Source organism: Pectobacterium sp. CFBP8739 (assembly GCF_013449375.1).
Taxonomy (GTDB): Bacteria; Pseudomonadota; Gammaproteobacteria; order Enterobacterales; family Enterobacteriaceae; genus Pectobacterium.
This window is the reverse complement of sequence record NZ_JACDRR010000005.1, coordinates 502,382-527,583: the sequence shown is the minus strand read 5'-3', so window position 1 is coordinate 527,583 and position 25,202 is coordinate 502,382. Positions and strand designations below refer to the sequence as shown.

The window sequence follows — 25,202 nt, the reverse complement described above, 5'->3', positions numbered from 1 at the left end:
TAGCACCGTCACACGCGGTATCCTGCCGCGTGTGGCGATTATTCCCGCATCACGATTCCCCGTTCCCGCAAACGTTTTACTTTCCGCAAAGATGGAATTACCATCACCGCCCGTGAGTTAAACCGTAATCCACGATTGCTTACTTCCAGCGTAGGCAAGATACCTTTGCGATAGGGATCTCAGGAGACAATATGTTCTATCCCGTTATCAAAAAAGCCCTGTTTCAGCTCGATCCCGAGCGTGCGCATGAGCTGACCTTCCAACAATTACGCCGTATTACCAACACGCCTTTTGAATTTCTCGTCCGTCAGTCCGTTCCGACTAAGCCGGTTACCTGCATGGGATTATCTTTTAAAAACCCACTCGGTCTGGCGGCGGGATTAGATAAAGACGGCGAATGTATTGATGCGTTAGGCGCAATGGGATTTGGTTTTATTGAAGTAGGGACGGTAACGCCGCGCCCACAATCCGGTAATGATAAGCCGAGATTATTCCGCGTAGTGGAAGCGGAAGGGTTGATCAACCGGATGGGTTTCAATAATAAAGGCGTGGATTATCTGGTTGAGAATGTAAAGCAAACGCGTTTTGGTGGTGTATTAGGGATCAACATTGGCAAGAATAAAGATACGCCGGTTGAGCAGGGTAAAGACGATTATTTAATCTGCATGGATAAGGTGTATGCCCACGCGGGCTATATCGCGATCAATATATCGTCACCCAATACGCCGGGGTTACGCAGCCTGCAATATGGTGAAGCGCTGGACGATCTTTTGCTGGCAATAAAGAACAAGCAGGCCGAATTAAAAGAGAAACATCAGAAGTATGTCCCTGTGGCGGTAAAGATCGCGCCGGATCTTTCTGAAGAAGAATTGATCCAAATTGCCGATAGTCTGGTTCGTCATCACATCGATGGTGTGATTGCCACGAATACCACGCTCGATAGAAAACTGATTCAGGGATTAAACCACTGCGGGCAGACAGGCGGATTAAGCGGGCGCCCATTGCAGACCAGCAGTACGGAAATTATCCGTCGTTTGTCACAGGAATTAGCGGGACGTTTGCCGATTATTGGCGTTGGCGGAATTGATTCTTTGGTTGCCGCACGTGAAAAAATGGCGGCTGGCGCGTCGCTGGTACAGATATATTCAGGCTTTATTTTCCACGGTCCTCGCCTGATTAAAGATATCGTTACGCATATTTAATCCGACATTCCTTTCATTTTTAGCTGGGGGTTTATTTATCCCCCCAGCTAGTCTATATTTTATCCGTTTGTGTAAATATTTTATCAACCGATGGCTGATTTTCTTACCGCAGCGTTTATGTCGATAAATACGCAATGAGGTGTAAGAAAACACAATCAGCCATTTCTGATATTTCTACGGTGAAGGCGAAGGGTACATAATATGAAGTTAAAACCTGACGATAACTGGCGCTGGTATTTTGATACTGAACACGATCGCCTGATGTTAGATCTGGCTAACGGCATGTTATTTCGTTCTCGTTTTCCCTCTAAAATGTTAACGCCGGATGCTTTCAATGAATGTGCCTTCTGCGTTGATGACGCCGCGTTATTTTTTACTTATAACGACAAATGCCAGAAAGCGGCACTGCACCGCGACCTTCAAGGCGAATTAGTCTTGAACGCGCTGGTGGCGACCCGATTCCTCAAACCGTTAATGCCGAAAAGCTGGCACTTCATCCAACAGCCGGATGCCGTAACCCATTCGCCGCAGGCGGGGGATATTGTGCAGGTTCAGCTCACTGAGACCCATGAAACGGCCTGTTTTCTGGTGGCGGAAGCAGGAGATAAGGCCTGTCTCTGCTTGCTGGCGCAAGAGCAACTGTCATTAAATGGGAAGACGATGGTGCTGGGGGATGCCATAAAAATCATGCACGACAGATTAATGCCTGCCGCTGTGCAGAATAGCGCTGAGTGGGAAACCACATTGGGTGAAAGCACATCGGCATTTGAGTACGCCAAGGTCGTCTAAACCCTCGGCTATACCCGTCATACTTCACGCTGTACGTGTGTTCGCTTGTCTTTGGTTACTACAGTACAGAGGTTATTGCAGTGCAGATGTTTTTCTATTGCAAATGAAGCTCACTCTGCGGAATGCAGCTACAGGTAAGAATCTCGCCGTTTCCCCTGATGGCGCTTTGTTTCAGAGCAGAAACCTCCCCGCTGACTAACGTCAATTTACAGCACCCGCACAGTCCTGCACGGCAAGAGTAGGGGACGCGAATGCCCTGTTGTTCCAACTGCTCCAGCAAAATCTGCTGATTGTTCCCTTGTAATACTTTTCCCTGATAGTGAAGGGTGACAGCCTGTTCACTTTTTTCGGGAACCGCAAGGCTTTCGACCACCTGACTTGAACCGTAAGGACGTGGCGGTTTGGTGGCTAAGACTTCTAGCGTGTCGCCTACGCGAATGATGCCCGTATTTCGAGCGACCAGGTTTTGCCCGAAATCAACGTCACCGTTTTCCGCAGTACGGAACGATTGCAGCGTTGTCAGCGGTTCTCCTGATGGGTGTTTCCGGCCACGTTCGATGCTGACGGTGGTGAAAATACAGCGGCTACAGGGTTTGACGACGTCAAAAATAACCTCGCCAATACGAATGGTCTTCCAGCTATCTTCGGCAAAGGCGTCCGCGCCTGTCACCACCAGATTGGGGCGAAATTGCTCGATTTTAATACCGGCAGGGCAACGTTGGCGTAACGCTTGAAATGAGGCGTTATTAATTAACAGAAACGGATAGCCGTCAGCGAATGCCAAAGGTACTCCTGGATGATGCTTAACCCGTCGCGACGGTTCATTGCCCACCCAGCGCAGTTGGACGGCGCGCTGAAAATAGTGGCTTAACCAAGCATTGATGGAATCAGGCGCGACGAGTGCCGTAAAGTGCGTTCCCCACACCTCTGTCGGCTGCGGTGCGGCGGTGAAGTCGGCAAAACGTATCGTGGCGGTTTGGCCGTCCGGCGCGGCAATAAACAGCCCGTCCGGCAGTAATGCCGGTGTGAACAGCACCATTTGTGGATACTGGCGCGCGGTAATAAAGGTTCCATCAAGTTCGGTAATCATGAAGGCACGATCGTTCGCCAACCCGCTGACAGATGCCATCGCGTGGGACAGTTGTAGCCCCCGCATCGATTTTACCGGATGAATATAAAGCCGCGTTACGCCAATCACTGAGCTGTTCCTCGCCAAAGTAAAACGGCAACTTTATGACAAGCGTCGCGGATTAGCTATAATGCGCCTCAATTTCTTTTATGAATCTATTTTTGGTGATAGTGACGACATGAATGCTTTGTTTGCCAGCACGGCGCGGGGACTGGAAGAGTTATTAAAAAGCGAACTCGAATCATTGGGTGCGCAGTCCTGTACAGTGGTGCAGGGTGGTGTCCATTTTGAGGGTGATAACCGCCTGATGTACCAGAGCCTGCTGTGGAGCCGTCTGGCGTCGCGCATTCTGCTACCGCTGAATGAATTCAAGGTACACAGCGACCTGGATTTGTATCTGGGCGTGCAGGCGATTGACTGGTCAACGGTTTTCAGCATCGATAAAACCTTTGCCGTCCATTTTACCGGCACCAATGAAGATATCCGCAACAGCCAGTACGGCGCGTTAAAAGTCAAAGATGCGATTGTGGATAGCTTTACGCGCAAAACCGGACAGCGGCCCGATGTGGCAAAGCAGCAGCCGGATATTCGTATTAACGTTTTTTTACAGCGTGATACCGCGAGTGTCTCGCTGGATTTAAGCGGCGAAGGGTTGCATCAGCGTGGCTACCGCGATTTGGCGGGGCTAGCACCGCTGAAAGAAAATCTGGCGGCGGCGATTGTGTTACGTTCCGGCTGGCAAAACGGCACGCCGCTGGTCGACCCGATGTGTGGTTCTGGGACGTTGCTGATCGAAGCGGCGATGATGGCTGCCGATCGTGCACCCGGTTTACACCGTACGCACTGGGGATTTAACGCCTGGTTAAAACACGATGCCGAACTCTGGCGCGAGGTCACGGCGCAAGCACAAGTGCGTGCCCGTCAAGGCTTGCAGGCAACGACCTCACGCTTCTTCGGATCGGATAATGACCGCCGAGTGATTGATATCGCTAAGGCCAATGCACGTCGTGCTGGCGTAGCTGAACTGATTTCTTTTGGCGTCAAAGATGCGGCACAGCTACAGAACCCGCTGCCGGAAGGCCCTAAAGGCACGGTCATCAGCAACCCGCCTTACGGTGAGCGTCTGGAAAGTGAACCCGCACTGATCGCCCTGCATAATATGCTGGGTCGTAAGATGAAAAGCGACTTTGGCGGCTGGCTGCTCTCGCTGTTCAGTGCGTCGCCGGAGCTGCTGAGCTGTCTGCAACTGCGTGCTGAACGCCAATTCAAGGCGAAAAACGGCCCGTTAGACTGCGTACAGAAAAATTATCAACTGGCAGAAACGCAAAGTGCATCCGCAGGGCAAATCGCGGAAGATTTTGCCAACCGCCTGCGTAAGAACCTGCGCAAACTGGAGAAATGGGCGGGTCAGCAGGGGATTGAATGTTATCGCCTCTATGATGCCGATCTGCCTGAATATAATGTGGCGGTTGACCGCTATGGCAGTTGGGTGGTGGTACAAGAGTACGCGCCACCGAAAACCGTTGATGCGCAAAAAGCCCGTCAGCGCCTGTTTGATGTGATTAACGCGACGCTGAGCGTGCTGGAGTTGCCGTCAAACCGTTTGGTGCTGAAAACGCGTGAACGTCAGAAAGGCAAAAACCAGTATGAGAAGCTGGCGCAGAAAGGCGACTTCCTGCTGATGGAAGAGTTTGGCGCCAAGCTGTGGGTCAACCTGACCGATTACCTCGATACTGGTTTGTTCCTCGATCATCGTATCGCGCGTAAAATGCTGGGGGAGATGAGCCGTGGCAAAGATTTTCTCAATCTGTTTGCCTACACCGGCACGGCGAGCGTACACGCCGGATTAGGCGGCGCACGTTCAACGACCACTGTCGATATGTCACGTACCTATCTGGAATGGGCGGAGAAAAACCTGCGGGTGAATGGCCTGACCGGGCGTCAGCATCGCCTGATTCAGGCGGATTGCCTGTCATGGTTACATAACGCCAATGAACAGTTTGATGTGATCTTCATCGACCCGCCGACCTTTTCTAACTCAAAACGGATGGAAGAGTCGTTTGATGTCCAGCGCGATCATCTGGCGCTGATGAAGGATCTCAAACGTCTGCTGCGTCGTGGCGGCACCATCATGTTCTCGAACAATAAACGCGGCTTCCAGATGGATAGCGCAGGTTTGGCCACGCTGGGGCTGAACGCGAAAGAAATCACCGCGCAAACCCAGTCACAGGATTTTGCCCGTAATCGTCAGATTCATAACTGCTGGCTGCTGACGCACGCCGGTGAGGAAAAGTAACCGATGTCTTTAATCAGTGTTTCAGGTGCGTGGCTGTCGTTCAGCGATGCACCGTTGTTGGATAACACCGAACTCCATATCGAAGAGAATGAGCGCGTTTGTCTGGTTGGGCGCAATGGCGCGGGAAAATCAACCCTGCTGAAAATTCTGGCCAAAGAGATTCCGCTGGATGATGGCCGCCTTACCTATGAACAGGATCTGATTGTTGCACGTTTACAACAGGATCCTCCCCGTGATGTCGCGGGGAGCGTCTTTGATTTTGTCGCCGAAGGGGTCGCCGCACAGGCGGACTACCTGAAAAATTATCACGCCATGCTGCGTTTGGTAGAAAGCGACCCGAGCGAAAAGAACCTGAATCAACTGGCTAAGTTACAGGACGTTCTGGAGCATCAGGGGTTGTGGCAGTTGGAAAGTCGCATTCACGAAGTGCTGGAACAGCTTGGCCTGTCCGCTGATGCGCCGCTGGCGTCACTTTCCGGTGGCTGGCTGCGTAAAGCCGCACTCGGCAGAGCGCTGGTGAGTTCGCCGCGTGTACTGCTGTTAGATGAACCGACTAACCATCTGGATATTGAGACGATTGACTGGCTGGAAACGTTCCTGAAAACGTTCCAAGGCAGCATCATCTTCATCTCCCATGACCGCTCGTTTATTCGCAATATGGCGACTCGTATTGTCGATCTCGATCGCGGCAAGCTGGTTTCCTGGCCGGGTAACTACGATAAGTATCTGGAAGGAAAAGAAGAAGCGCTTCGGGTGGAGGATCTGCAAAATGCGGAATTCGATCGCAAGCTAGCGCAGGAAGAAGTGTGGATCCGTCAGGGCATCAAGGCCCGTCGTACCCGTAACGAAGGCCGTGTGCGTGCGCTGAAGGCCATGCGTCAGGAACGCGCACAGCGCCGCGAAGTGATGGGCTCGGCGAAAATGCAGGTTGAAGAGGCCGCCCGCTCCGGCAAGATTGTGTTTGAACTGGAAGACGTGAACTATCATGTCGATCAGGGCGCGCAGGGGGATAAGAAAGTTCTGACGCGCCATTTCTCCGCTCAGGTACAGCGCGGCGACAAAATTGCGCTGGTGGGGCCGAATGGTTGCGGTAAAACCACGCTGCTAAAATTGATGCTGGGTGACTTGGAACCGGTCAGTGGCCGAGTACATTGCGGGACGAAGCTGGAAGTGGCCTATTTCGATCAGCACCGTGCCGAACTCGATCCAGAACGTACGGTGATGGACAATCTGGCGGAAGGCAAGCAAGAAGTGATGGTCAACGGCCGCTCACGTCATGTGCTGGGCTATTTGCAGGACTTCCTGTTCCATCCGAAACGCGCGATGACGCCAGTAAAAGCGTTGTCGGGTGGGGAACGTAACCGCCTGCTGTTGGCGCGTTTGTTCCTCAAGCCCAGCAATCTGTTGATTCTTGATGAACCAACCAACGATCTGGACGTGGAAACGCTGGAACTGCTTGAAGAGTTGATCGAAAGCTATCAGGGAACCGTGCTGTTGGTCAGCCACGATCGTCAGTTTGTCGATAACTCGGTGACCGAATGCTGGATCTTTGAAGGTGAAGGCAAAATTTCTCGTTTTGTCGGCGGGTATTACGATGCACAGCAGCAGCGTGCCACGGCAACGCCCCTGAGAACGACGACTGCGCCGGCGGCGGCTACAACCACGACGGCAGCGAGCACCGCACCGTCCGCTAAACGCAGCACGGGAAAATTAAGTTATAACCAGCAGCGCGAATTAGAGCAGTTGCCACAGCGCCTTGAGCAACTGGAGCAAGATATTGCGTCGCTACAGGCGCAGATGAATGATGCGGGTTTCTTTAGCCGCCCACGTGAAGAGACGCAGCAAGTCTTAAACGCGCTGGCGGAAGCGGAAAGCGCGTTGGAAACCTGTTTCGAACGTTGGGAAGAGCTGGAAGCACAGAAAAACGGCTAATTCATTCAGATTTCTGGCAAGCTTATTTCTCGAACGAGAACGGTGATAATGGGATAGAAGAGTAAAGCGTTTGCGCCANNGTTTTTGAACGTCGCTAGCGACGGCCCTAAAAGGGGGAATCTCAGGGATGAGATTCATATCCGCGCAATCCGAGCGTACAGGGACGTATTTACGGCGCTTTTACCCTCTCCCCATTATCATCGCACGATGTACTTTACCTGTGCACTTATGGCATTGGTGACGATGCTTTCAGTCAGAAGCTGACGAGTTTTGAAGGAGAGGACGTATGTGTTCCCATCACGATCGGCATGACTGTCATCTTCAACACGATCATCATCATGATGACTATATGCTTTGCCCGCAGTGCGACTTGCTGGTGGAGCTACCTGAACTTTTGCACGGTCAGAAGGCGACCTGTCCGCGTTGTAAAACGGTGCTAACCAGCAGACAGACGGAACCGCGCAAACGGCCGGTTGGCTACGCGCTGAGCGCGCTATTCATGCTATTGCTGGCAAACCTCTTTCCCTTCGTGTCTATGCGCGTGGCGGGCATCACCAGCGAAATTACCCTGATACAGATTCCTAAAGTGATGGTGGCGGAAAATTATGCCAGCGTCGCGACGCTGTTTATGCTGTTTGTGCAACTGGTTCCGGCCTTAAGTATGGCGACTCTTATCCTGCTTTGCTTGCATGCCTCGCTGCCGCTGGCGTTGAAAAAAAGCATGGGTAAGATGCTATTTCATCTCAAAAGCTGGGGAATGGCGGAGATTTTTCTGGCTGGCGTGCTGGTCAGCTTTGTCAAACTGATGGCCTATGGCGACATCGGCATCGGTACCAGTTTTATACCTTTTGTCCTGTTCTGTGTATTGCAACTGCTGGCTTTCCAAAGTCTCGACCGCCGCTGGTTATGGAATGACATCGTGCCACCTCCGGCCTTGCCTGCGCCCCCAGTCTTGGGGGAAAGCGGGCTATCGCAAGGGTTACGCTCGTGCTCATGTTGCACCGCTATTTTGCCCGCCAACCAGTTAATCTGCCCGCGCTGCCACTCACGCGGACATGCTCGCAAGAAGCATAGCCTGCAATGGACGCTGGCTCTGCTGATCACCTCGGTGATGCTGTATATCCCTTCGAATCTGCTGCCGATCATGGTGACCGAAGCCTTCGGCGATCGCATGGGATCGACGATCATGTCGGGTGTCATCCTGCTGTGGGGGATGGGATCTTACCCTGTCGCGATGGTGATTTTTGTCGCCAGCGTCATGGTGCCATCGCTAAAAATGTTGGCCTTAGGTTGGCTTTGTTGGCGGGCCAATCGCAAAACCAAAAAAGCGGAAGACAGCGAGCGGATGCATGTCATCTATGAGATGGTTGAGTTTGTCGGACGCTGGTCGATGATTGATGTGTTCGTGATTGCCGTCCTGTCTGCGATGGTGCGCATTGGGCGTCTGATGAGTATTTATCCCGCCGTTGGGGCGGTACTGTTTGCGGCCGTGGTCATTTTGACCATGTTTGCCGCGATGATGTTTGATCCCCGCCTGTTGTGGGATCGTCGCAATGATGTTCTTCATAAGGAGCCTGCCGTTGGCGAAAGATAATCATGCCGTTGCGGATGTAGAAACGATTAAACGCTGGTCGCCGGTCTGGATTGTGCCGATTGTCACGGTGCTGATCGGCGCCTGGATACTGTTTTACCATTTCAGTCATCAAGGGCCACAAATCACGCTGATGACCAGCAACGCCGAGGGCATTGAAGCGGGAAAAACGGCGATCAAGAGCCGTAGCGTAGACGTTGGGGTGGTTGAAAGTGTGGTGCTGAGTGACGATCTTCATCGGGTGGAGATCAAAGCGCGTTTGAATGACGGCATGGAGAAGTTGTTAAAACAAGACTCTGCTTTTTGGGTGGTGAAGCCGAAAATTGGTAGCGAAGGGGTTTCCGGTCTGGGGACGCTATTATCCGGTGCTTATATTGAGCTACAGCCCGGCGCCAATAAGGAGGATGAACGTGAGTTTACTCTGCTGGATGCGCCGCCGCTGGCGTCACCGGATGCGAAAGGCATCAGGGTGATACTGGACAGCGAACAATCTGGGCAATTGAATGCGGGCGATCCGGTTCTGTTCCGCGGCTATCGGGTGGGGTCAGTGGAAACCAGCGAGTTCGATCCAAAAGCGCGTAAGATGCGCTATCAGCTGTTTATTTCAGCACCGTATGACGGGTTGGTCACCAGTAATGTTCGTTTTTGGAAAGACAGCGGCGTTGCATTTGATATGTCGGCACAGGGAATGCGTGTCGAAATGGGCTCGCTGACCACGCTGTTTAGCGGTGGCGTCAGCTTTGATGTCCCAGCCGGATGGGAACTGGGTGATGCAGCCCAAACCATGGCGCAATATCGGCTCTTTGATAGTCAGCGCAGCATTCAGGACTCGCTATACACCGAATATAAAGAGTATCTGCTGTTCTTCAGCGAATCGATTCGTGGTCTACAGGTGGGCGCGCCGGTTGAATTTCGTGGTATTCGACTGGGTACGGTTGCCGAAGCGCCATTTTTCCCAAAAAATATGAAGCAGGATCTGGATGATGATTATCGCATTCCGGTACTGATTCGTATTGAACCCGATCGCTTCGAGAAGAAGATTGGCGGCTCGTTTGATTTTGAACAGCACCTAAAACAAGCGCAATCGCTGGGGCTACGCGCGTCGATGAAATCGGCTAACCTCCTGACGGGCGCGCTCTATATCGATCTCGATTTTTATCCAAAAGAGAAAGGGGATAAAAATTTATTGGTTCTGGATGGCTACCCAATTCTGCCTACCATTGACGGCGGTCTGTCACAGATCCAACAGAAGCTGATGGCGGTGTTAGATAAGGTGAACAGCCTGCCGCTGAATCCGATGGTCAATGAAGCGACGAAGACGCTGACGGAAAGTCAGGCCACGCTGCGTGAAATGCAAAAAACGCTGGCGACGCTAAACAAGCTGACGTCCAGCAAAGCGATGCAGGATCTGCCGGAAGACATGCAAAAAACGCTGCTTGAATTGAACCGCAGTATGAAAGGTTTCCAGCCCGGCTCACCGGCGTATAACAAGATGGTGGCGGATATGCAGCGGTTGGATCAGGTGTTGCGAGAGCTACAACCTGTGTTGCGCACCCTGAACGAGAAAAGCAACGCCTTGGTTTTTGAAGCCTCGGGTAGCCAGGATCCTCAACCGAAGAGGGCAAAACAATGATGAAAGCATGGACATTGGCTTTGGTATTGGTATTGAGCGCGTGCAGCAGTAGCAATACGCAGAAAACGTATTATCAACTGCCGACAATCGCGGATACCAATACAGTGCAGGTTGCGGTAGCTCAGGGTCACCCGCTTTGGGTGGAACATGTCAGTGTAGCGGACTACCTCGTCAATGCAGGCTTGGTTTATCAGACTAACGACGTGCAGTATGTCATTGCCAGTAACAACCTGTGGGCCAGCCCATTGGATCAGCAATTGCAGCAGACGCTGGTGACGAACCTGGGGCATAAACTGCCCGGTTGGGTCGTGACCACGCAGCCGCAGGGCAGCGATCAGGCGGTGCTGAACGTCGCTGTTACGGGATTTCATGGCCGCTATGATGGCAACGTTATCGTACGTGGAGAGTGGATGCTGACCTATCAGGGAAAAGTGGTTAAGCGGCCCTTTAGCGTCGTGCTGCCACAAACGGAAGACGGCTATGACGCGTTGGTCAGAACGTTGGCGCAAGGCTGGCAGCAGGTTTCTCAGTCGATAACCCAGCAGGTAGCGGTGCTGAACTAGTTGTTACTTGGCAAGAATCGTTACAGGTGCTCGGTATCGTCCGATCATAAGTTGAAACAATGACGTTTCTAAAAAAATCAGGCCTCTAAAGATGTAATGCTGTGATTGCATTACGTTTTTAGAGGCTTTTTATTATTTTCAATTGGTTACGGTTTTTCGTTATTGAGTGGGGAAAATTCCTATTTTGGATCACAAATATGACACTGGCGTGAATTTTGCGCCTTGACCTTTGGCGACAGAATCGGTATTGATAGTCTGTGGTTGCTTATAAAGTAATCATTGTTTTCTTTCCACCAGATAAATAATGAGGGAAATAAGGCATGAAGAGACAGAAACGCGATCGCCTGGAACGGGCTCATTCACGTGGTTATCAAGCAGGTATTGTCGGTAGACCAAAGGAATTTTGTCCTTATCAATCAATTAATGCTCGGTCTTACTGGTTGGGAGGCTGGCGAAAAGCCATGGAAGACAGGGCTGTTACCGCTTAGCGCGCCTTGTCATTAGAGGGAACGCCTCCGCTTTTGCGGAGGCTTTTGTTTTTTAGGGGCCAAATACCCTGATTCTTCTTCTCTCTGTTCATCGATGTAGAGCCATCGACAGACACGACTCACGAACACCATCAACGAACGCGATAGATAAACACGATCGGTAAACCGATGGGACCTCAGAGAACACTCTGGGGGCGTTGGTTATTTCTGTAACGTTATTTACCTATTAATTTCGATTTCGATCATTTTTATCACTATTTTCCGTCTTTATTGCTCGATATCGTCTTTAATCTGAGCGAATAGGATGATTTTTCATTATTTATTGTTAAAAAATCTATCATTACTCCCTGGATGGTATGGTTCAGAACGCCAATGTAGTGTAATTTTTTGTTCGGAATTTTCTGAAAAACGGTTAGAGAGAAATATATAGTGAAATTACGAACCAGAATTGCACTGCTATGCGGTACGACCTTATTAGGGATGTTAATTTTATCTGCGGTGGCACTGAATACGCTCTATAACACGATGATGAGCGAACGCATCGGCCAGCTTTCTACCTTAGTTGAATTGGCTCATTCGGCGGCACAAAAGGCGTATGACCTTGAAAAAAGCGGTCAGTTGTCGCACGAGGAAGCGGAAAAAGAGGCTAAACGCGCGATCGGCAGTTTCCATCAGGGCGATCGCTATTTCTTTGTGCGCGGCTATACGAATGATGTGAACTATGTTCACCCTAACCCTAAACGTATTGGCATTATCGATGCTAACGGCGGCAAAGAAGCAGGAGAACGCTACCGCGCTTCGCTTCAGGGCAAGACGATCGGCACCGTGATTGCAGAAGGGACGCGTCCGGGGCAGCAGAATAAGGTTGAGAAACTTTATGCCGTCATGAAATTTGAGCCTTGGGACTGGACGATTGGCTACGGTGATTACATTGACGATATCCAGCAAACATTCTGGCGTAATGCATTGATCCTGTTGTCCTTAGGGTTGATTCTGCTGTTAATCATTTCTGCGTTTGCGTGGAACATGTTCCGTACGCTGATGCGCCAGCTCGGCGGTGAGCCGCAGTATGCTGTCGATATCGTACGCGAAATTGCGGAAGGTAATTTACGTGTCGCTGTTGAAACAAAGCAGGACGATCAAACCAGTATTCTTTACGCTATCCGCGCGATGCGCGACAACCTGTCTCATTTGGTGAATCAGGTTCGCAGCAGTACCAACTCGATTGCTACTGCTTCAACGCAAATTGCATCAGGTAACGGCGATTTGTCTGCGCGTACCGAATCACAGGCCAACGCATTAGAACAGACGGCGGCGGCAATGGAACAGCTGACTGCGGCAGTAAAACAGAATGCGGACAATGCACGCTATGCGAATGAACTCGCGGTATCGGCGTCGGATGTGGCGGTGCGCGGTGGTGACGTTGTCAGCCGGGTTGTCGTGACGATGGATTCCATCAGCCTATCATCACGCAAAATTGTCGATATTATCGGCGTGATTGATAGTATCGCTTTCCAGACCAACATTCTGGCCTTGAACGCGGCGGTAGAAGCAGCGCGCGCCGGTGAACAAGGCCGTGGCTTCGCCGTAGTCGCGAGTGAAGTCCGTACGTTGGCGCAGCGATCTGCATCCGCCGCTCGGGAAATTAAAGGCCTGATTGATGATTCCGTTGCCAAGGTGGGCGAGGGCACGGATTTCGTGAAGCAGGCTGGCGATACCATGAGTGAAGTCGTTGAAAGCGTACACCGCGTCACGTCCATGATGGGCGAAATCAGTGTGGCGAGTGCAGAGCAGCGCTCTGGGATTGAGCAGGTCAATCTCGCGATATCGCAGATGGATCAAAGCACTGAGCAGAATGCGGCACTGGTTGAAGAAGCGCTGGCCGCAGCGAGATCGCTGAGTGAGCAGGCGCAGGAGCTGTCACGCACCGTTGAACAGTTCCGCGTTGATGAATCCGCAGGCAGCTATTTGGCGTTGGGGGCAAGATAGCTGCAACAACAAACGGCAGGGTTCAGATAATAGAATGAACCCTGTCAAGGTTTCTCATCCGTTCCATCACCATAAAAGAAAACGCCCCTGACTTACGTCAAGGGTGGTTGGGATGAGTATATTGGGGGGATTGACTCGCGGCGTCCTGCCGCTCGCCCTACGGGCCGCCGTTGGCGGTCCAAAACGCCAATCCTGTCGTTTTGTCGAACCCTGTCAAGTCATCTCATCCGTTCCATCACCATAAAAGAAAACGCCCCTGACTTACGTCAAGGGCGTTTTCTTTTATATGGCGGTGAGGAAGGGATTCGAACCCTTGATACGTTTTCACGTATACACACTTTCCAGGCGTGCTCCTTCAGCCTCTCGGACACCTCACCGGGGTCTCGCCGTCTTACATCTCAGCGGACGGCGCTAATGTAGGTAAATTGCCGAACAGCGTCAACAAACTTCTGCATTCAATGCGCGCAATTAGCTAAAGTTAACGCAATTTGTTGCTTTGCTCACCGTTTTTGCGCTCACCTTCATCCATTCCCCGTCGTGACGAAAAATGCTGATGTTTCATTTGTGTTAATCATGCGTTGTCATTCCGTTTGCTGGCTGCGGAATAGCCCTGAAAATGGTATGCTGATTTGCAAACATTGACTCAGGAGAACCTATGTATCCCGTCGATTTACATATGCACACCGTTGCCAGCACACACGCCTACAGTACCCTGCACGATTACATTGCTGAAGCACAACAGAAGAATATCCGCCTGTTCGCCATTACCGATCATGGCCCAGATATGGCGGATGCACCGCATTACTGGCACTTCATGAATATGCGCGTTTGGCCGCGTCTGGTGGATGGCGTAGGTATCCTGCGCGGTATCGAAGCGAATATAAAAAACATTGAAGGCGACATCGACTGTACCGGACCCATGTTGGATCAGGTTGATGTGATTATCGCGGGCTTTCATGAACCGGTTTTTCCACCACAGGATAAAGACACGCATACGACGGCGATGATCGCGACCATGGCACGTGGCGACGCACATATCATTAGCCACCCCGGTAACCCGAAATTTCCTGTCGATATCCGCGCGATTGCGGAAGCCGCGGCGAAATACAACGTGGCGCTGGAGCTGAATAATTCCTCTTTCATGCATTCGCGTAAAGGCAGTGAGCCAAACTGTCGGGCGATTGCGGAAGCCGTGCGTGATGCCGGTGGGTTACTTTCTTTAGGTTCTGATTCCCATATCGCATTTTCTCTGGGAGACTTTACTCACTGTGAACGTATTTTGCAGGAAGTGAATTTCCCGCAGGATCGGATATTGAATGTAAGCCCTCGGCGCGTATTGGATTTTCTCGAACAGCGGGGAATGCCTGCTATCGCTGAACTTGCTGATTTGTGACTCAGTCACTTAACATACTGTTACTTAAAAACAAATAGGGTTATCAATGAACGAGTTTTCTATTGTGTGCCGCCTATTGGGCACGCTGTTTTATCGCCAGCCACAAGATCCTTTGCTGACGCCGCTGTTCACGCTGATTAAAGAGGGGAAATTGGCGCAGCATTGGCCGCTGGAGCAGGATGCCTTGTTGGCCCGTTTGCAAAAGGGATTGGATTTACCCGCAATGGCTGCGGATTATCAGGCGCTGTTTGATAGTGAGAACGGCTCGGTGTCGCCGCTGCGCTCATCCTATGAAAGTGATACTGATGATGCGGAAATTCGTACCTTTCTACAACAGCGCGGTATGCCGTTAAATGACGGTGGTGTGGTTGGGCATTTTGGTAGCTTGTTGCTTGCCGCGTCATGGCTGGAAGATCAGGCACAAGAAGACGAAACCGCTGCACAGATTACCCTGTTTGATGAATATCTCTTACCGTGGAGCGATCGTTTTCTCGGGAAAGTAGAAAGTCACGCTACCACTGCATTTTATCGTACGCTGGCGATCGTTTGCCGTGAGGCACTGGAAGCCATGCGAGATGAACTGGGTGAAAGCGATGAAGAAGATGAGTCGGAAGCAGAAGAATAATACGCGGGTATGAAACCCCGTAGTATGAAATCTAGTGCGCCGATAGCAAACATGACGTGTGCTATCGGCGAGTCAGTATTAGTCAGTAAACAGGATAACGATCTGGCCAGGTTTGATTTCGATGCCTTTCGCCATCTTCTTCGCCATCGATTCCGTTGTGCTCTTATCTGCATTCAACACGTAAGCCGGTTTTTGATCAAAATAGCTTTTCAGGGATTGATTGAGGTAAGGGCTTAGTGTTTTCATTACTGTCTGCATTTTTTCCGGTTGAACGGTGTAATCGACCAGTTCCATGTCTTTCAGATAAATCGCGCCCTGTGTTTTATCAAATACCGGTTGTGCTTTCAGGGTCAGTTTCATATCAGCAGCCTGATTGCCCAACAAAGAGGAAATATCGACTTTCGCGTTGCCCGTCAGCGTCACTTTCCCCGGTTCTGCCCGACCAATCTGGCTGGACAGTTCTGTTAACACAATATGGGCATCCACTACGCCGGGCACGCCCAGCTGTTTCTGATAATCATTGTGTTTTTGCAGGTACTCATTCACTTCTTGCTCACTGAGCGTGTATTGCGTGAGTTTATTACAGCCGCTGAGTGTAAAAGCCAGCAGCACTGCGGCCGCGGTCATCCATCCTGATTTTTTCATTATTCTGACCTCTTAATGCTATTGACGCGCACAACCCACTCATCGGTGGCGTGTGTTCATACGGGCAATCTATTGGTGTTAGCAACCAACTCGATTACGTATCGGCAGCGTGCGCTTGATGCATAGGTTAAACAATAGGATAGCACTGAAACAGCAGAGAAACGCCGCTTCAAGAAGAAGCGGCGGAGTAAATCGAAGGGTTAGATTGCTAGGCTGCTGAGCAGTGTAACCTGAGTCTGTTTCGCCATGTTATCCCGTAAGTTTGCGATAAAAAACAACACGTCGACTAATGACCACGCAACATCGCAGGCTCGATGCGGCGTTGATTGAACTGCCAATACAGTGCGGCTAATGTTAGGAACCCGATAGTGCCGAGCATGAACCACGGCAGTTCCGGCTGGTTCAACGCATGTCCGGTATCGAACAGCCAACCGCCACCGCTATAACCAATCGCACCACCGAGCGCCAGCCCAAGCCGACTGAACCCCATATAGCTGCCTCTGGCTCTGGAATCTGCCAGCGAGGCGCTCAAGGTTTCACGCGCGGGTTCGGCGATAATCGAACCAACGTAAAACAGGCTGATTAGCAGCAGCAGGGTTTGCAGCTCTGTTGTCATCCCAATGGGGAACATGCTGACGGACATGATAAAAAGCCCCGCCATCAGACGCTGTTCCAGCCGGAAACGTTTCTCGCTCCAGCGGGCGATAGGGTACAGCAGCGTCAGCGACAGCGTTGCTTCAATGGCGTACATCCATTTCACCGCAGACGGCGTCCCAGCGAGCTCGTTGACCATAATCGGCAGCATTAACAGCACCTGCACGGCCAGCATGTAGTAGCCCGTTAGAGTTAATACATACATCAGGAAACGGCGATCGCGAATAACGCGTGTCAACCCTTCCACTATCGGTGTTTTGACCGTTGAGATGCGATAGGCTGGCAGCAACCAGGCATTGAGCGCCGCCGCGAGAACGAAGATGACGGCACCCGCCCAGCAGACGATCTCAAAATCGTACTGGAGCAGCCAACTGCCGATAAGGGCGCCGATAACAGCACCAGCGCTGTCCTGCATCATTAACAGCGAGTAAAAACGGCCGCGTTCTTGTGGACGAATCAACTTGATGACCAGTGCGGTACGCGGCGGATCGAAGAGGGTGCCGCCGAGGCCGGATAGCGCACAAGACAGCCAAAGCAGCCAGGGTTCGTCGGCAATTGCCATGAACACAAAACCGGAGGCGCGTAGCAGCATCCCGGTAATAATCATCGGTTTGGCACCAAAACGGTCAGCAATGGCCCCGCCGAAAATACCGAGCCCCTGCTGAATAAACTGACGCAACCCCAATGCGATACCGACTAATAATGCCGCCCAGCCGAGATCGTCGACAAAACGAATGGAAATAAGGGGAAAGACAACAAAGAATCCCAGAACCACCAGCATATTATCGAGTAATAAAAAATATTTACCCAAGCTCCGAGCTTGCGACATCAGAGGCATGTTTCACCACAACGAAGAAAGGAGGAAAATAACAGACGTGACTATTTTGTACTCTAATTCGACTTTGGTATAGCCTATTGTTGGATAATATTTTTTTATCGATTTAACGTTATCCGAGTAGCATTTCGGCGAGAAAAAATGGCTTTCCTGATTCAACTGCGCAATAACTCGGCGACGAGGATTTTACGTCGCTGAATTTATGTGGTTATAGTAAGGATTATCGGAAATGCCGATATTTTCTGCTTATGTGGAATAGTGATTTTTTCAGCGGCGATTAATTTTACTTATCGATAACATGGCGAGGCAGGGGGAAAAATGTTTGGCTACCGTTCAACGCCAGCAAGAGTGCAATTGACAACCGACAGGCTGGTGGTGCGTCTGGCCCATGAACGTGATGCATGGCGTCTGGCTGAATACTATTCTGAAAACCGTGATTTCCTTAAGCCGTGGGAACCCGTGAGAGATGCCAGCCATTGCTATCCATCAGGCTGGCAGGCGCGGCTGAGCGTAATTAACGATATGCATAAGCAGGGCAGCGCCTATTACTTCCTCTTGTTGGATCAGAATGAAAACGAAGTCTACGGCGTGGCTAATTTCAGCAACGTGCTACGGGGATCGTTTCATGCCTGCTATCTGGGCTATTCGCTCGGCCAAAAATGGCAGGGGCAGGGGCTGATGTACGAAGCGCTGCAACCGGCAATACGTTATATGCAGCGTCAGCAGCATATGCACCGCATCATGGCTAACTATATGCCGCATAACCAGCGTAGTGGGAATTTGCTGGCACGTTTGGGGTTTGAACGTGAGGGTTATGCGAAAGATTATTTGCTGATTGACGGCAAATGGCAGGACCATGTATTAACCGCGCTGACCAACGCCGAGTGGAAGTCTCCACGTTAAGGAAAAATGATGAAATACCAATTGGATGCTCGTGAAGCTCGCGTGATTGGCTGCATGCTGGAAAAGCAGATCACCACGCCGGATCAATATCCGATGTCGTTAAACGGCATCACCACGGCCTGTAATCAGAAAACCAACCGCGAACCTGTGATGGAACTGAGTGAAAGCGAGGTGCAGCAAACGCTGGATTTACTCGTGAAGAAGCATTTCCTGCGCACGCTCAGCGGTTTTGGTAATCGTGTCGTGAAGTATGAACATCGTTTTTGCAATTCTGAGTTTGGCGACCTGAAACTGTCACCAGCGGAAGTGGCGTTGGTGACAACGCTGCTATTGCGAGGCCCTCAGACGCCAGGTGAACTGCGTACGCGCGCGGCCCGACTGTATGAATTTTCAGATGTCAGCGAGGCTGAATCCACGCTTGAAAAACTACAGCAGCGTGACGATGGGCCGTTTGTCGTCCGTCTGGCGCGAGAAGCGGGTAAGCGGGAAAGCCGCTATCGACACCTTTTCAGCGGTGAGAGCAGTGATGCGGCGGCGCCTGAAGCGGAAAGCATAAACGATGATGCACATCCGCTGACCGAACGGGTTGAAGCGTTAGAAAAAGAGGTCGCTGAACTCAAACGTCAGCTTGCCGCGCTGTTAGCGTAATCAATCGGTATCAGGGAGAAAGTCGGTTATGAAGCCTCAGATTACGTCTGCGGAATGCGTTTCAGAGCAGAACATCACTACCCAACGCCCTCGTATCGGCGTTGTCGGGCTGGGTTCTATCGCGCAGAAAGCGTATTTGCCGATTCTTAGCCAAGCCGAACGCTGGGAATTGGTTGGCGCCTTTTCTCCTGACCAGCAAAAGACGCAACGGATTTGTCAGCACTATCGGATGACGCGTTTCTCTGCGTTGGACGCGCTGGCTGCACAATGCGATGCCGTTTTCGTGCACAGCAGCACCGCCAGCCATTTTTCTGTTGTGAGCCAACTGCTGAAGGCTGGCGTCGATGTTTATGTGGATAAACCGCTAGCAGAGACGCTGGAGCAGGCGGAAGCGCTGGTCGAATTGGCGGAGCAACGACAAAAAATTCTGATGGTCGGCTTTAATCGTCGATTTGCGCCGTGCTATCAGCAGTTAAAACAGCGGTTGGATCAGCCCGCATCCCTACGCATGGATAAACACCGGATTAATGGCGTTGGGCCACAGGATGTGCGTTTTACTCTGCTGGATGACTACCTGCACGTGGTGGACACGGCGCTCTGGCTGGCGGGCGGCGAGGTCCAATTGATTGATGGCGTCTTGCATGCGAATGCGAACGGCCAACTGTTGTATGCCGAGCACCATTTCCAGAGTGGCGGTTGTCAGGTGACGACCAGCATGCATCGTCAGGCTGGCAGCCAGCGGGAATGGGTTCAGGCCGTTACCCATGGCGGGCTCTACCAGGTGGATGAGATGCGTGAATGGCGTGAAGACCGCGACGGTGTGACGTTCCGCCCAGCCGTGCCATCTTGGCAAACCACGCTGGAACAACGCGGATTTGTCGGTGCGGTGCAGCATTTTATGGCGGCGATTGAACAACGGAAACCAGCAGAAACATCCGGTAACCAGGCGTTGCTGTCCCAACGCATGATTGAAAAACTGCTGGGAAAATGCTGAAAAGTTCAGCGGTTATGACAATGCGCGGTAGCTATTGCTCGCGCAATGCGTAGACTAGTCGCACCTCGCAATCAGGATGACCTCAACGGGTTAACAATCGGTCCTGAACCGTTCAGAACATAATCGGATGAATTTACTTAAATCACTGGCTGCCGTCAGTTCCATGACCATGTTATCGCGCATTTTAGGGTTCGTGCGCGATGCGATCGTTGCGCGTATTTTTGGTGCAGGTATGGCGACGGATGCCTTCTTTGTGGCATTTAAACTGCCCAACCTGCTCCGGCGGATTTTCGCGGAAGGCGCGTTTTCACAGGCTTTTGTGCCTATTCTTGCCGAATATAAAAGCCAGCAGGGTGAAGAAGCCACGCGAACGTTCCTCGCTTATGTTTCCGGTATGCTGACGCTGATTCTGGCGTTGGTCACCGTTGCGGGAATGGTTGCCGCACCCTGGGTTATTATGGTGACCGCTCCCGGTTTTGCCGCGACGCCAGAGCGCTTTGAGCTGACCTCGGATCTGTTAAGAGTCACGTTTCCCTACATACTGTTGATTTCGCTGACCTCTATGGTAGGGTCGGTGCTGAACACCTGGAACCGTTTCTCGGTGCCGGCGTTTGCCCCGACATTGCTTAACGTCAGCATGATTGGTTTCTCGCTGTTTGCTGCGCCATATTTTAACCCACCGGTGATGGCGCTGGCCTGGGCGGTGTTGGTTGGCGGTTTACTGCAACTCGGCTACCAACTACCGCATCTGAAAAAGATTGGCATGCTGGTATTGCCACGCCTGAAATGGCGGGAGCCGAGCGTTTGGCGAGTCATGAAGCTGATGGGGCCTGCGGTTCTGGGCGTCTCGGTGAGCCAGATTTCGCTCATCATCAACACCATTTTCGCGTCCTTCCTCAGTGAAGGTGCGGTGTCATGGATGTATTACGCCGATCGCTTGATGGAGTTCCCTTCCGGCGTTCTGGGTGTGGCGCTGGGAACGATCTTACTCCCGTCTCTGGCGAAGAGTTTTGCCAGTGGTAACCATGACGAATACTCCCGTCTGATGGATTGGGGGCTCCGCCTGTGTTTCCTGTTGGCGCTCCCGAGCGCGGTGGCATTAGGTATTTTGGCTCAACCGTTAACGGTGTCGCTGTTCCAGTACGGCAAATTTAGCGCCTTTGATGCTTTAATGACTCAGCGGGCGCTGATTGCCTACTCGGTTGGGCTGATGGGATTGATTGTCGTCAAAGTGCTCGTGCCCGGTTTTTATTCCCGACAGGATATCAAGACGCCGGTTAAAATCGCGATCGTCACGCTGATTCTGACGCAGGTGATGAACCTGATCTTTATTGGCCCGCTGCAACATGCTGGTCTGGCGTTGTCCATCGGTCTGGCCTCCTGCCTGAATGCAGGGCTGTTGTACTGGCAACTGCGTAAGCAGGATATTTTCCAGCCACAGCCGGGCTGGAAAGGTTTTCTGGTGCGTCTGCTAGTTGCGGTTATCGTGATGTCGCTGGTTTTGCTGGGGATGCTGTGGTGGATGCCCGCATGGGATGACGGCAATATGACGATGCGAATTTTGCGTTTGCTGCTGGTGGTGGTTGCGGGAGCGGGGGCCTATTTTGCCACGCTGGCGCTGTTGGGATTCCGCCCTCGGGATTTCGCCCGCCGTAGCGTGTGACAATATTATTGAATACAATGACTGTCTTTGCCTGTAACGCAAAACGCCATTGGTGGTAGCACCAATGGCGTTTGTGTTTCTAATGAATACGTTTTCAGTCGATGGAGACTTACATCTTCTCGACGGTTTCGATGCCCAGCGTATCCAGACCTTGCTTCAGTGTTTTCGCCGTCAGCAGCGCCAGTCTCAGACGGCTTTGACGCACGTCGTCACTGTCGGCATTGAGAATCGGGCAGTGCTCGTAGAAACCAGAGAACAGACCCGCCAGATCGTACAGGTAGCTACACATCACATGCGGTGTGCCTTCGCGGGCGACGGTGGTGATGGTTTCTTCGAATTGCAGCAGACGCGTGGCAAGGGCAAATTCGCGCTCATCGCTCAGCGTAATCGGCTGCGTTAAGCTGTCTTCCTGTATGCCCGCACGTTTGAAAATTGATGCGACGCGGGTGTAAGCGTATTGCATGTAAGGTGCAGTGTTGCCTTCAAACGCCAGCATATTGTCCCAATCGAAAACATAATCCGTGGTACGACTTTTCGACAGATCGGCGTATTTGATCGCGCCGATGGACACCACTTGCGCCAGCGCGGTTAACTCATCGCTTTCCATCTGTGGGTTTTTCTCTGCGATGAGCTTCAGAGCACGATCGTAGGCTTCATCTAACAACTCAGACAGTTTAATCGTTCCGCCTGCTCGCGTTTTGAATGGCTTACCGTCTTTGCCCAGCATCATGCCGAACATATGGTGTTCCAGACTGACGGAATCAGGCACATAGCCCGCTTTCCGCACGATGGTCCAAGCCTGCATCAGGTGTTGATGCTGGCGGGAATCGATGTAGTAAAGCACGCGATCGGCGTTCAGGGTTTCATAACGGTATTTGGCGCAGGCAATATCCGTTGTGGTGTAGAGGTAGCCGCCATCCTTTTTCTGGATGATGACGCCCATCGGTTCACCTTCCTTGTTTTTATATTCATCAAGGAAAACCACCGTAGCACCTTCACTTTCTACCGCCAGACCTTTTGCCTTCAGATCGGCCACGATACCCGGAAGCATGCTGTTATACAGGCTTTCACCCATCACATCCTGCTTGGTTAGCGTGACATTGAGGCGTTCATAGTTGATCTGGTTTTGCGTCATAGTGATATCGACGAGCTTGCGCCACATCTGGCGGCAATACTCATCGCCACCCTGCAATTTCACCACGTAAGCGCGTGCGCGTTCGGCGAAATCGGCGTCTTCATCGTAGTGTTTCTTCGCTTCACGATAGAACGCTTCAAGATCGGACAAATCCATCTCGCTGGCGTTTTCGTTTTGCATTTTTTCAAGGTAGGCAATCAGCATGCCGAACTGCGTACCCCAGTCACCAACGTGGTTGGCACGAATGACATTGTGACCCAGAAACTCCAGCGTACGGGCCGCGGCGTCACCAATGATGGTCGAACGCAGGTGGCCGACGTGCATTTCTTTCGCGACGTTAGGGGCAGAGTAGTCAATCACGATCGTTTGAGGTTCAACGGGGGTTAAACCCAGTTTTGGTGCATTCAGAGCGTTCTCAACCTGGCTCGCAACCCACTGCTTATCGAGAAAAATATTAATAAATCCTGGGCCTGCGATTTCTGTTTTTTCCGCAATGCCCTCCAGCGCCAAAAGCTGGACGACTTTTTCGGCCAGTTGTCGCGGCGGCATGCCCAGTTTTTTTGCCACGGCCATGACGCCATTGGCCTGATAATCACCAAACTGTGCTTTTGCCGACTGACGAATCTGAGCTTCGCTGTCTGCTGGCGCGCCCGCGGCGGTTAACGCCTGGCTGACTTTTTCGGAGAGAAGAGCCTGAATATTCACCGGTTTACCTTAAATAAAAAATTAAGCCTTGCTTATACCATATTTGCCTTTCTTCGTCAGCAGACGGGGAGGGGCAACGGGATGTTCAGGCGAAAAAATACCCGCCAGGCGGGATAGGAAAAAGGAACGATGATAGAAGAAAAAGAGATAAGGAGAACACGACAAAAAGAGAATGTGATTTTAGGTAGAATAAATAAAAATCACGATCTTAACGCTTTCTTGACCGATTATTTGCACCAATTTTATGTGAGTCTCTGGTTTTAAAATGACGAAAAATAGCGTATGCCGCAATAGCGATAAGCGCGACGGATATAATGAGTAAAACCATGATGATATCTCTGCGTTATTATTTGTTTCCTTAATTTATATGTTTTTTTTGGGGCGTTCAATGGGGAGGTTATTATTTAAGATTCCTCCCAGAATAGATTGCGAGAAGTATCGCAGATTACATCAGATAAAAAACATTTACGTTTATTAATCAAACGCCATGCTTACCTTTTCTTTGCATTTAATGCGTTTTACGTAATGAAGGTGTAAATAAATGTACATGAATAAAAATAGAATTTAATTAGGATGTGCCACGGGTATGATATTCTCACAGTGCAAATGATGATTGATAATGTGAGATGCTGCGAGGAGTGTTACCCGATATGTTACCCGATGATTTGATAACGGATTTAGCGCGATTTGAGCAAGCGCTACAGGAATTGGCCGATGTGCTACAGTTGGATTTAGGCGCATTTCAGGCGGACCATATTTCGCTGCGCTGCCATCAGAATACGACGGCTGAATCCTGGAAAGCGGCGCTGCTAAAGTCTGGCCGTCTGCTGTCTGAAAACCAAATCAATGGCCGTACAATCTGCTTGTTTATTCTGGACAATGCCATCACGGTCGGTCCTTGGCAGATTACCTGTATCGAGCTACCGTGGCCGGGGAAAAAGCATTATCCGCATGAAGGGTGGGAACATGTAGAGCTGGTGCTGCCGGGAGAGGCAGAAACGCTGCATCAGCGTGCGCTAGCCTGCTTGTCTGACGATGCGCTGCGTACGCCGGGCATCAAGCTTAAATTCAGTTCTCCGCAAGGCGAAAAAGAGCGAATGCCTAATCCTACGCTGGCGGTAACCGACGGGAAAGTGACAATAAAATTCCATCCATTTGATATACGGGATGTTGTCGCAAGCGAAATGTTGACGCTATAAAAATAATGTATGGCTCGTACGTAGCGTAATCAGAAAGATAACATTGTCGGAAAGGTAAAATGGCATGTCACATTATTCATGCCATTTTCTTTTGCTGTGGAACAGATTAATAAAACTGTGGGTTATGTCATGTTTATTTCGGCACTCTATCACGTTCATTGTGACCCCTGTCTCCTCACGATATGAATGTG

General features: G+C 51.2%; 20 protein-coding genes and 1 tRNA gene. 16 read left to right on the top strand and 5 right to left on the bottom strand.

Annotated features, from left to right (window positions below; all coding sequences use genetic code 11):
* Nucleotides 1-191: 191 nt before the first annotated feature.
* Together pyrD and H0247_RS03170 are read left to right on the top strand one after the other, a co-directional pair.
* On the top strand, nucleotides 192-1,202 hold the full coding sequence (pyrD, locus tag H0247_RS03175) for a quinone-dependent dihydroorotate dehydrogenase (RefSeq protein WP_180741208.1): 1,011 nt from the start codon (nucleotides 192-194) through the stop codon (nucleotides 1,200-1,202).
* A gap of 201 nt (nucleotides 1,203-1,403) precedes the next feature.
* On the top strand, nucleotides 1,404-1,991 hold the full coding sequence (locus H0247_RS03170) for a cell division protein ZapC (protein WP_180741207.1): 588 nt from the start codon (nucleotides 1,404-1,406) through the stop codon (nucleotides 1,989-1,991).
* A gap of 94 nt (nucleotides 1,992-2,085) precedes the next feature.
* On the opposite strand, the gene H0247_RS03165 is transcribed toward H0247_RS03170, so the two are convergent.
* Nucleotides 2,086-3,189, bottom strand: a complete 1,104-nt coding sequence (locus H0247_RS03165; RefSeq protein ID WP_180741206.1) for a YcbX family protein — start codon at nucleotides 3,187-3,189, stop codon at nucleotides 2,086-2,088.
* Between the two features lie 109 nt (nucleotides 3,190-3,298).
* Here H0247_RS03165 and rlmKL point away from each other — a divergent pair, with 109 nt between their 5' ends.
* From rlmKL to H0247_RS03130, 7 genes are all read left to right on the top strand, one after another.
* Nucleotides 3,299-5,416 carry a bifunctional 23S rRNA (guanine(2069)-N(7))-methyltransferase RlmK/23S rRNA (guanine(2445)-N(2))-methyltransferase RlmL gene (gene rlmKL, locus H0247_RS03160; protein ID WP_180741205.1) on the top strand — a complete coding sequence of 706 codons (2,118 nt, stop codon included), beginning with the start codon at nucleotides 3,299-3,301 and terminating at the stop codon, nucleotides 5,414-5,416.
* A 3-nt stretch (nucleotides 5,417-5,419) separates the two neighbouring features.
* Nucleotides 5,420-7,348, top strand: coding sequence for an ABC transporter ATP-binding protein (locus H0247_RS03155; protein ID WP_180741204.1), 1,929 nt, complete (start codon nucleotides 5,420-5,422; stop codon nucleotides 7,346-7,348).
* Nucleotides 7,349-7,634: 286 nt separating this feature from the next.
* Entirely contained in the window at nucleotides 7,635-8,942 is a 1,308-nt protein-coding gene (gene pqiA, locus H0247_RS03150; RefSeq protein WP_180741203.1) for a membrane integrity-associated transporter subunit PqiA, read from the top strand.
* The gene (pqiB, locus tag H0247_RS03145) at nucleotides 8,902-10,572 is read left to right on the top strand and encodes an intermembrane transport protein PqiB (RefSeq protein WP_370463290.1); all 1,671 of its coding nucleotides are present in this window, start codon (nucleotides 8,902-8,904) and stop codon (nucleotides 10,570-10,572) included. Before pqiA ends, pqiB begins: the two co-directional genes overlap by 41 nt.
* Nucleotides 10,569-11,135, top strand: a complete 567-nt coding sequence (gene pqiC, locus H0247_RS03140) for a membrane integrity-associated transporter subunit PqiC (protein ID WP_180741201.1) — start codon at nucleotides 10,569-10,571, stop codon at nucleotides 11,133-11,135. Before pqiB ends, pqiC begins: the two co-directional genes overlap by 4 nt.
* A gap of 320 nt (nucleotides 11,136-11,455) precedes the next feature.
* A complete protein-coding gene (gene rmf / locus H0247_RS03135; RefSeq protein WP_010276992.1) occupies nucleotides 11,456-11,623 on the top strand; it encodes a ribosome modulation factor in 168 nt (55 codons plus the stop codon).
* 429 nt (nucleotides 11,624-12,052) lie between these two features.
* Nucleotides 12,053-13,612 carry a methyl-accepting chemotaxis protein gene (locus H0247_RS03130; protein WP_180741200.1) on the top strand — a complete coding sequence of 520 codons (1,560 nt, stop codon included), beginning with the start codon at nucleotides 12,053-12,055 and terminating at the stop codon, nucleotides 13,610-13,612.
* Nucleotides 13,613-13,899: 287 nt separating this feature from the next.
* Here H0247_RS03130 and H0247_RS03125 read toward each other — a convergent pair.
* Nucleotides 13,900-13,989, bottom strand: a tRNA-Ser gene (locus tag H0247_RS03125).
* Between the two features lie 278 nt (nucleotides 13,990-14,267).
* Between H0247_RS03125 and H0247_RS03120 the strand changes: the two genes are divergently transcribed.
* Nucleotides 14,268-15,005 (top strand): phosphatase, encoded by a 738-nt coding sequence (locus H0247_RS03120; RefSeq protein WP_180741199.1) that lies wholly within the window; start codon nucleotides 14,268-14,270, stop codon nucleotides 15,003-15,005.
* A gap of 46 nt (nucleotides 15,006-15,051) precedes the next feature.
* Nucleotides 15,052-15,630: a molecular chaperone gene (locus H0247_RS03115; RefSeq protein ID WP_180741198.1), complete on the top strand. Its 579-nt coding sequence runs from the start codon at nucleotides 15,052-15,054 to the stop codon at nucleotides 15,628-15,630.
* A 78-nt stretch (nucleotides 15,631-15,708) separates the two neighbouring features.
* Here H0247_RS03115 and H0247_RS03110 read toward each other — a convergent pair whose 3' ends face one another.
* Nucleotides 15,709-16,275, bottom strand: a complete 567-nt coding sequence (locus tag H0247_RS03110) for a lipoprotein (RefSeq protein ID WP_180741197.1) — start codon at nucleotides 16,273-16,275, stop codon at nucleotides 15,709-15,711.
* A 286-nt stretch (nucleotides 16,276-16,561) separates the two neighbouring features.
* Complete coding sequence (gene mdtH, locus H0247_RS03105) at nucleotides 16,562-17,767, bottom strand: multidrug efflux MFS transporter MdtH (protein WP_180741196.1); 1,206 nt, start codon at nucleotides 17,765-17,767, stop codon at nucleotides 16,562-16,564.
* A gap of 315 nt (nucleotides 17,768-18,082) precedes the next feature.
* Here mdtH and rimJ point away from each other — a divergent pair, with 315 nt between their 5' ends.
* The 4 genes from rimJ (at nucleotide 18,083) to murJ (ending at nucleotide 21,972) form a co-directional block, all read left to right on the top strand.
* Nucleotides 18,083-18,667 carry a ribosomal protein S5-alanine N-acetyltransferase gene (gene rimJ / locus H0247_RS03100; RefSeq protein WP_180741195.1) on the top strand — a complete coding sequence of 195 codons (585 nt, stop codon included), beginning with the start codon at nucleotides 18,083-18,085 and terminating at the stop codon, nucleotides 18,665-18,667.
* Nucleotides 18,668-18,676: 9 nt separating this feature from the next.
* Nucleotides 18,677-19,315 (top strand): YceH family protein, encoded by a 639-nt coding sequence (locus H0247_RS03095; protein WP_180741443.1) that lies wholly within the window; start codon nucleotides 18,677-18,679, stop codon nucleotides 19,313-19,315.
* Between the two features lie 28 nt (nucleotides 19,316-19,343).
* Entirely contained in the window at nucleotides 19,344-20,309 is a 966-nt protein-coding gene (locus H0247_RS03090; RefSeq protein WP_180741194.1) for a Gfo/Idh/MocA family protein, read from the top strand.
* 127 nt (nucleotides 20,310-20,436) lie between these two features.
* Nucleotides 20,437-21,972 carry a murein biosynthesis integral membrane protein MurJ gene (murJ, locus tag H0247_RS03085; protein WP_180741193.1) on the top strand — a complete coding sequence of 512 codons (1,536 nt, stop codon included), beginning with the start codon at nucleotides 20,437-20,439 and terminating at the stop codon, nucleotides 21,970-21,972.
* 109 nt (nucleotides 21,973-22,081) lie between these two features.
* Here the strand turns inward: murJ and argS are convergent, their stop codons facing one another.
* On the bottom strand, nucleotides 22,082-23,812 hold the full coding sequence (gene argS / locus H0247_RS03080; protein WP_180741192.1) for an arginine--tRNA ligase: 1,731 nt from the start codon (nucleotides 23,810-23,812) through the stop codon (nucleotides 22,082-22,084).
* Nucleotides 23,813-24,462: 650 nt separating this feature from the next.
* Between argS and H0247_RS03075 the strand changes: the two genes are divergently transcribed.
* Entirely contained in the window at nucleotides 24,463-25,011 is a 549-nt protein-coding gene (locus H0247_RS03075; protein WP_180741191.1) for a VOC family protein, read from the top strand.
* Nucleotides 25,012-25,202 lie beyond the last annotated feature (191 nt).

What these genes read in the sequence shown, in the direction of transcription:
- H0247_RS03095 (WP_180741443.1), top strand. Translation starts at nt 18,677, where the DNA reads ATGAAATACCAATTGGATGCTCGTGAAGCTCGCGTGATTGGCTGCATG.
- pqiC (WP_180741201.1), top strand. Translation starts at nt 10,569, where the DNA reads ATGATGAAAGCATGGACATTGGCTTTGGTATTGGTATTGAGCGCGTGC.
- H0247_RS03110 (WP_180741197.1), bottom strand. Translation starts at nt 16,275, where the DNA reads ATGAAAAAATCAGGATGGATGACCGCGGCCGCAGTGCTGCTGGCTTTT.
- H0247_RS03090 (WP_180741194.1), top strand. Translation starts at nt 19,344, where the DNA reads ATGAAGCCTCAGATTACGTCTGCGGAATGCGTTTCAGAGCAGAACATC.
- rmf (WP_010276992.1), top strand. Translation starts at nt 11,456, where the DNA reads ATGAAGAGACAGAAACGCGATCGCCTGGAACGGGCTCATTCACGTGGT.
- mdtH (WP_180741196.1), bottom strand. Translation starts at nt 17,767, where the DNA reads ATGCCTCTGATGTCGCAAGCTCGGAGCTTGGGTAAATATTTTTTATTA.
- pqiA (WP_180741203.1), top strand. Translation starts at nt 7,635, where the DNA reads ATGTGTTCCCATCACGATCGGCATGACTGTCATCTTCAACACGATCAT.
- murJ (WP_180741193.1), top strand. Translation starts at nt 20,437, where the DNA reads ATGAATTTACTTAAATCACTGGCTGCCGTCAGTTCCATGACCATGTTA.
- H0247_RS03170 (WP_180741207.1), top strand. Translation starts at nt 1,404, where the DNA reads ATGAAGTTAAAACCTGACGATAACTGGCGCTGGTATTTTGATACTGAA.
- H0247_RS03075 (WP_180741191.1), top strand. Translation starts at nt 24,463, where the DNA reads ATGTTACCCGATGATTTGATAACGGATTTAGCGCGATTTGAGCAAGCG.
- H0247_RS03115 (WP_180741198.1), top strand. Translation starts at nt 15,052, where the DNA reads ATGAACGAGTTTTCTATTGTGTGCCGCCTATTGGGCACGCTGTTTTAT.
- rimJ (WP_180741195.1), top strand. Translation starts at nt 18,083, where the DNA reads ATGTTTGGCTACCGTTCAACGCCAGCAAGAGTGCAATTGACAACCGAC.
- H0247_RS03120 (WP_180741199.1), top strand. Translation starts at nt 14,268, where the DNA reads ATGTATCCCGTCGATTTACATATGCACACCGTTGCCAGCACACACGCC.
- rlmKL (WP_180741205.1), top strand. Translation starts at nt 3,299, where the DNA reads ATGAATGCTTTGTTTGCCAGCACGGCGCGGGGACTGGAAGAGTTATTA.
- pqiB (WP_370463290.1), top strand. Translation starts at nt 8,902, where the DNA reads ATGATGTTCTTCATAAGGAGCCTGCCGTTGGCGAAAGATAATCATGCC.
- H0247_RS03155 (WP_180741204.1), top strand. Translation starts at nt 5,420, where the DNA reads ATGTCTTTAATCAGTGTTTCAGGTGCGTGGCTGTCGTTCAGCGATGCA.
- pyrD (WP_180741208.1), top strand. Translation starts at nt 192, where the DNA reads ATGTTCTATCCCGTTATCAAAAAAGCCCTGTTTCAGCTCGATCCCGAG.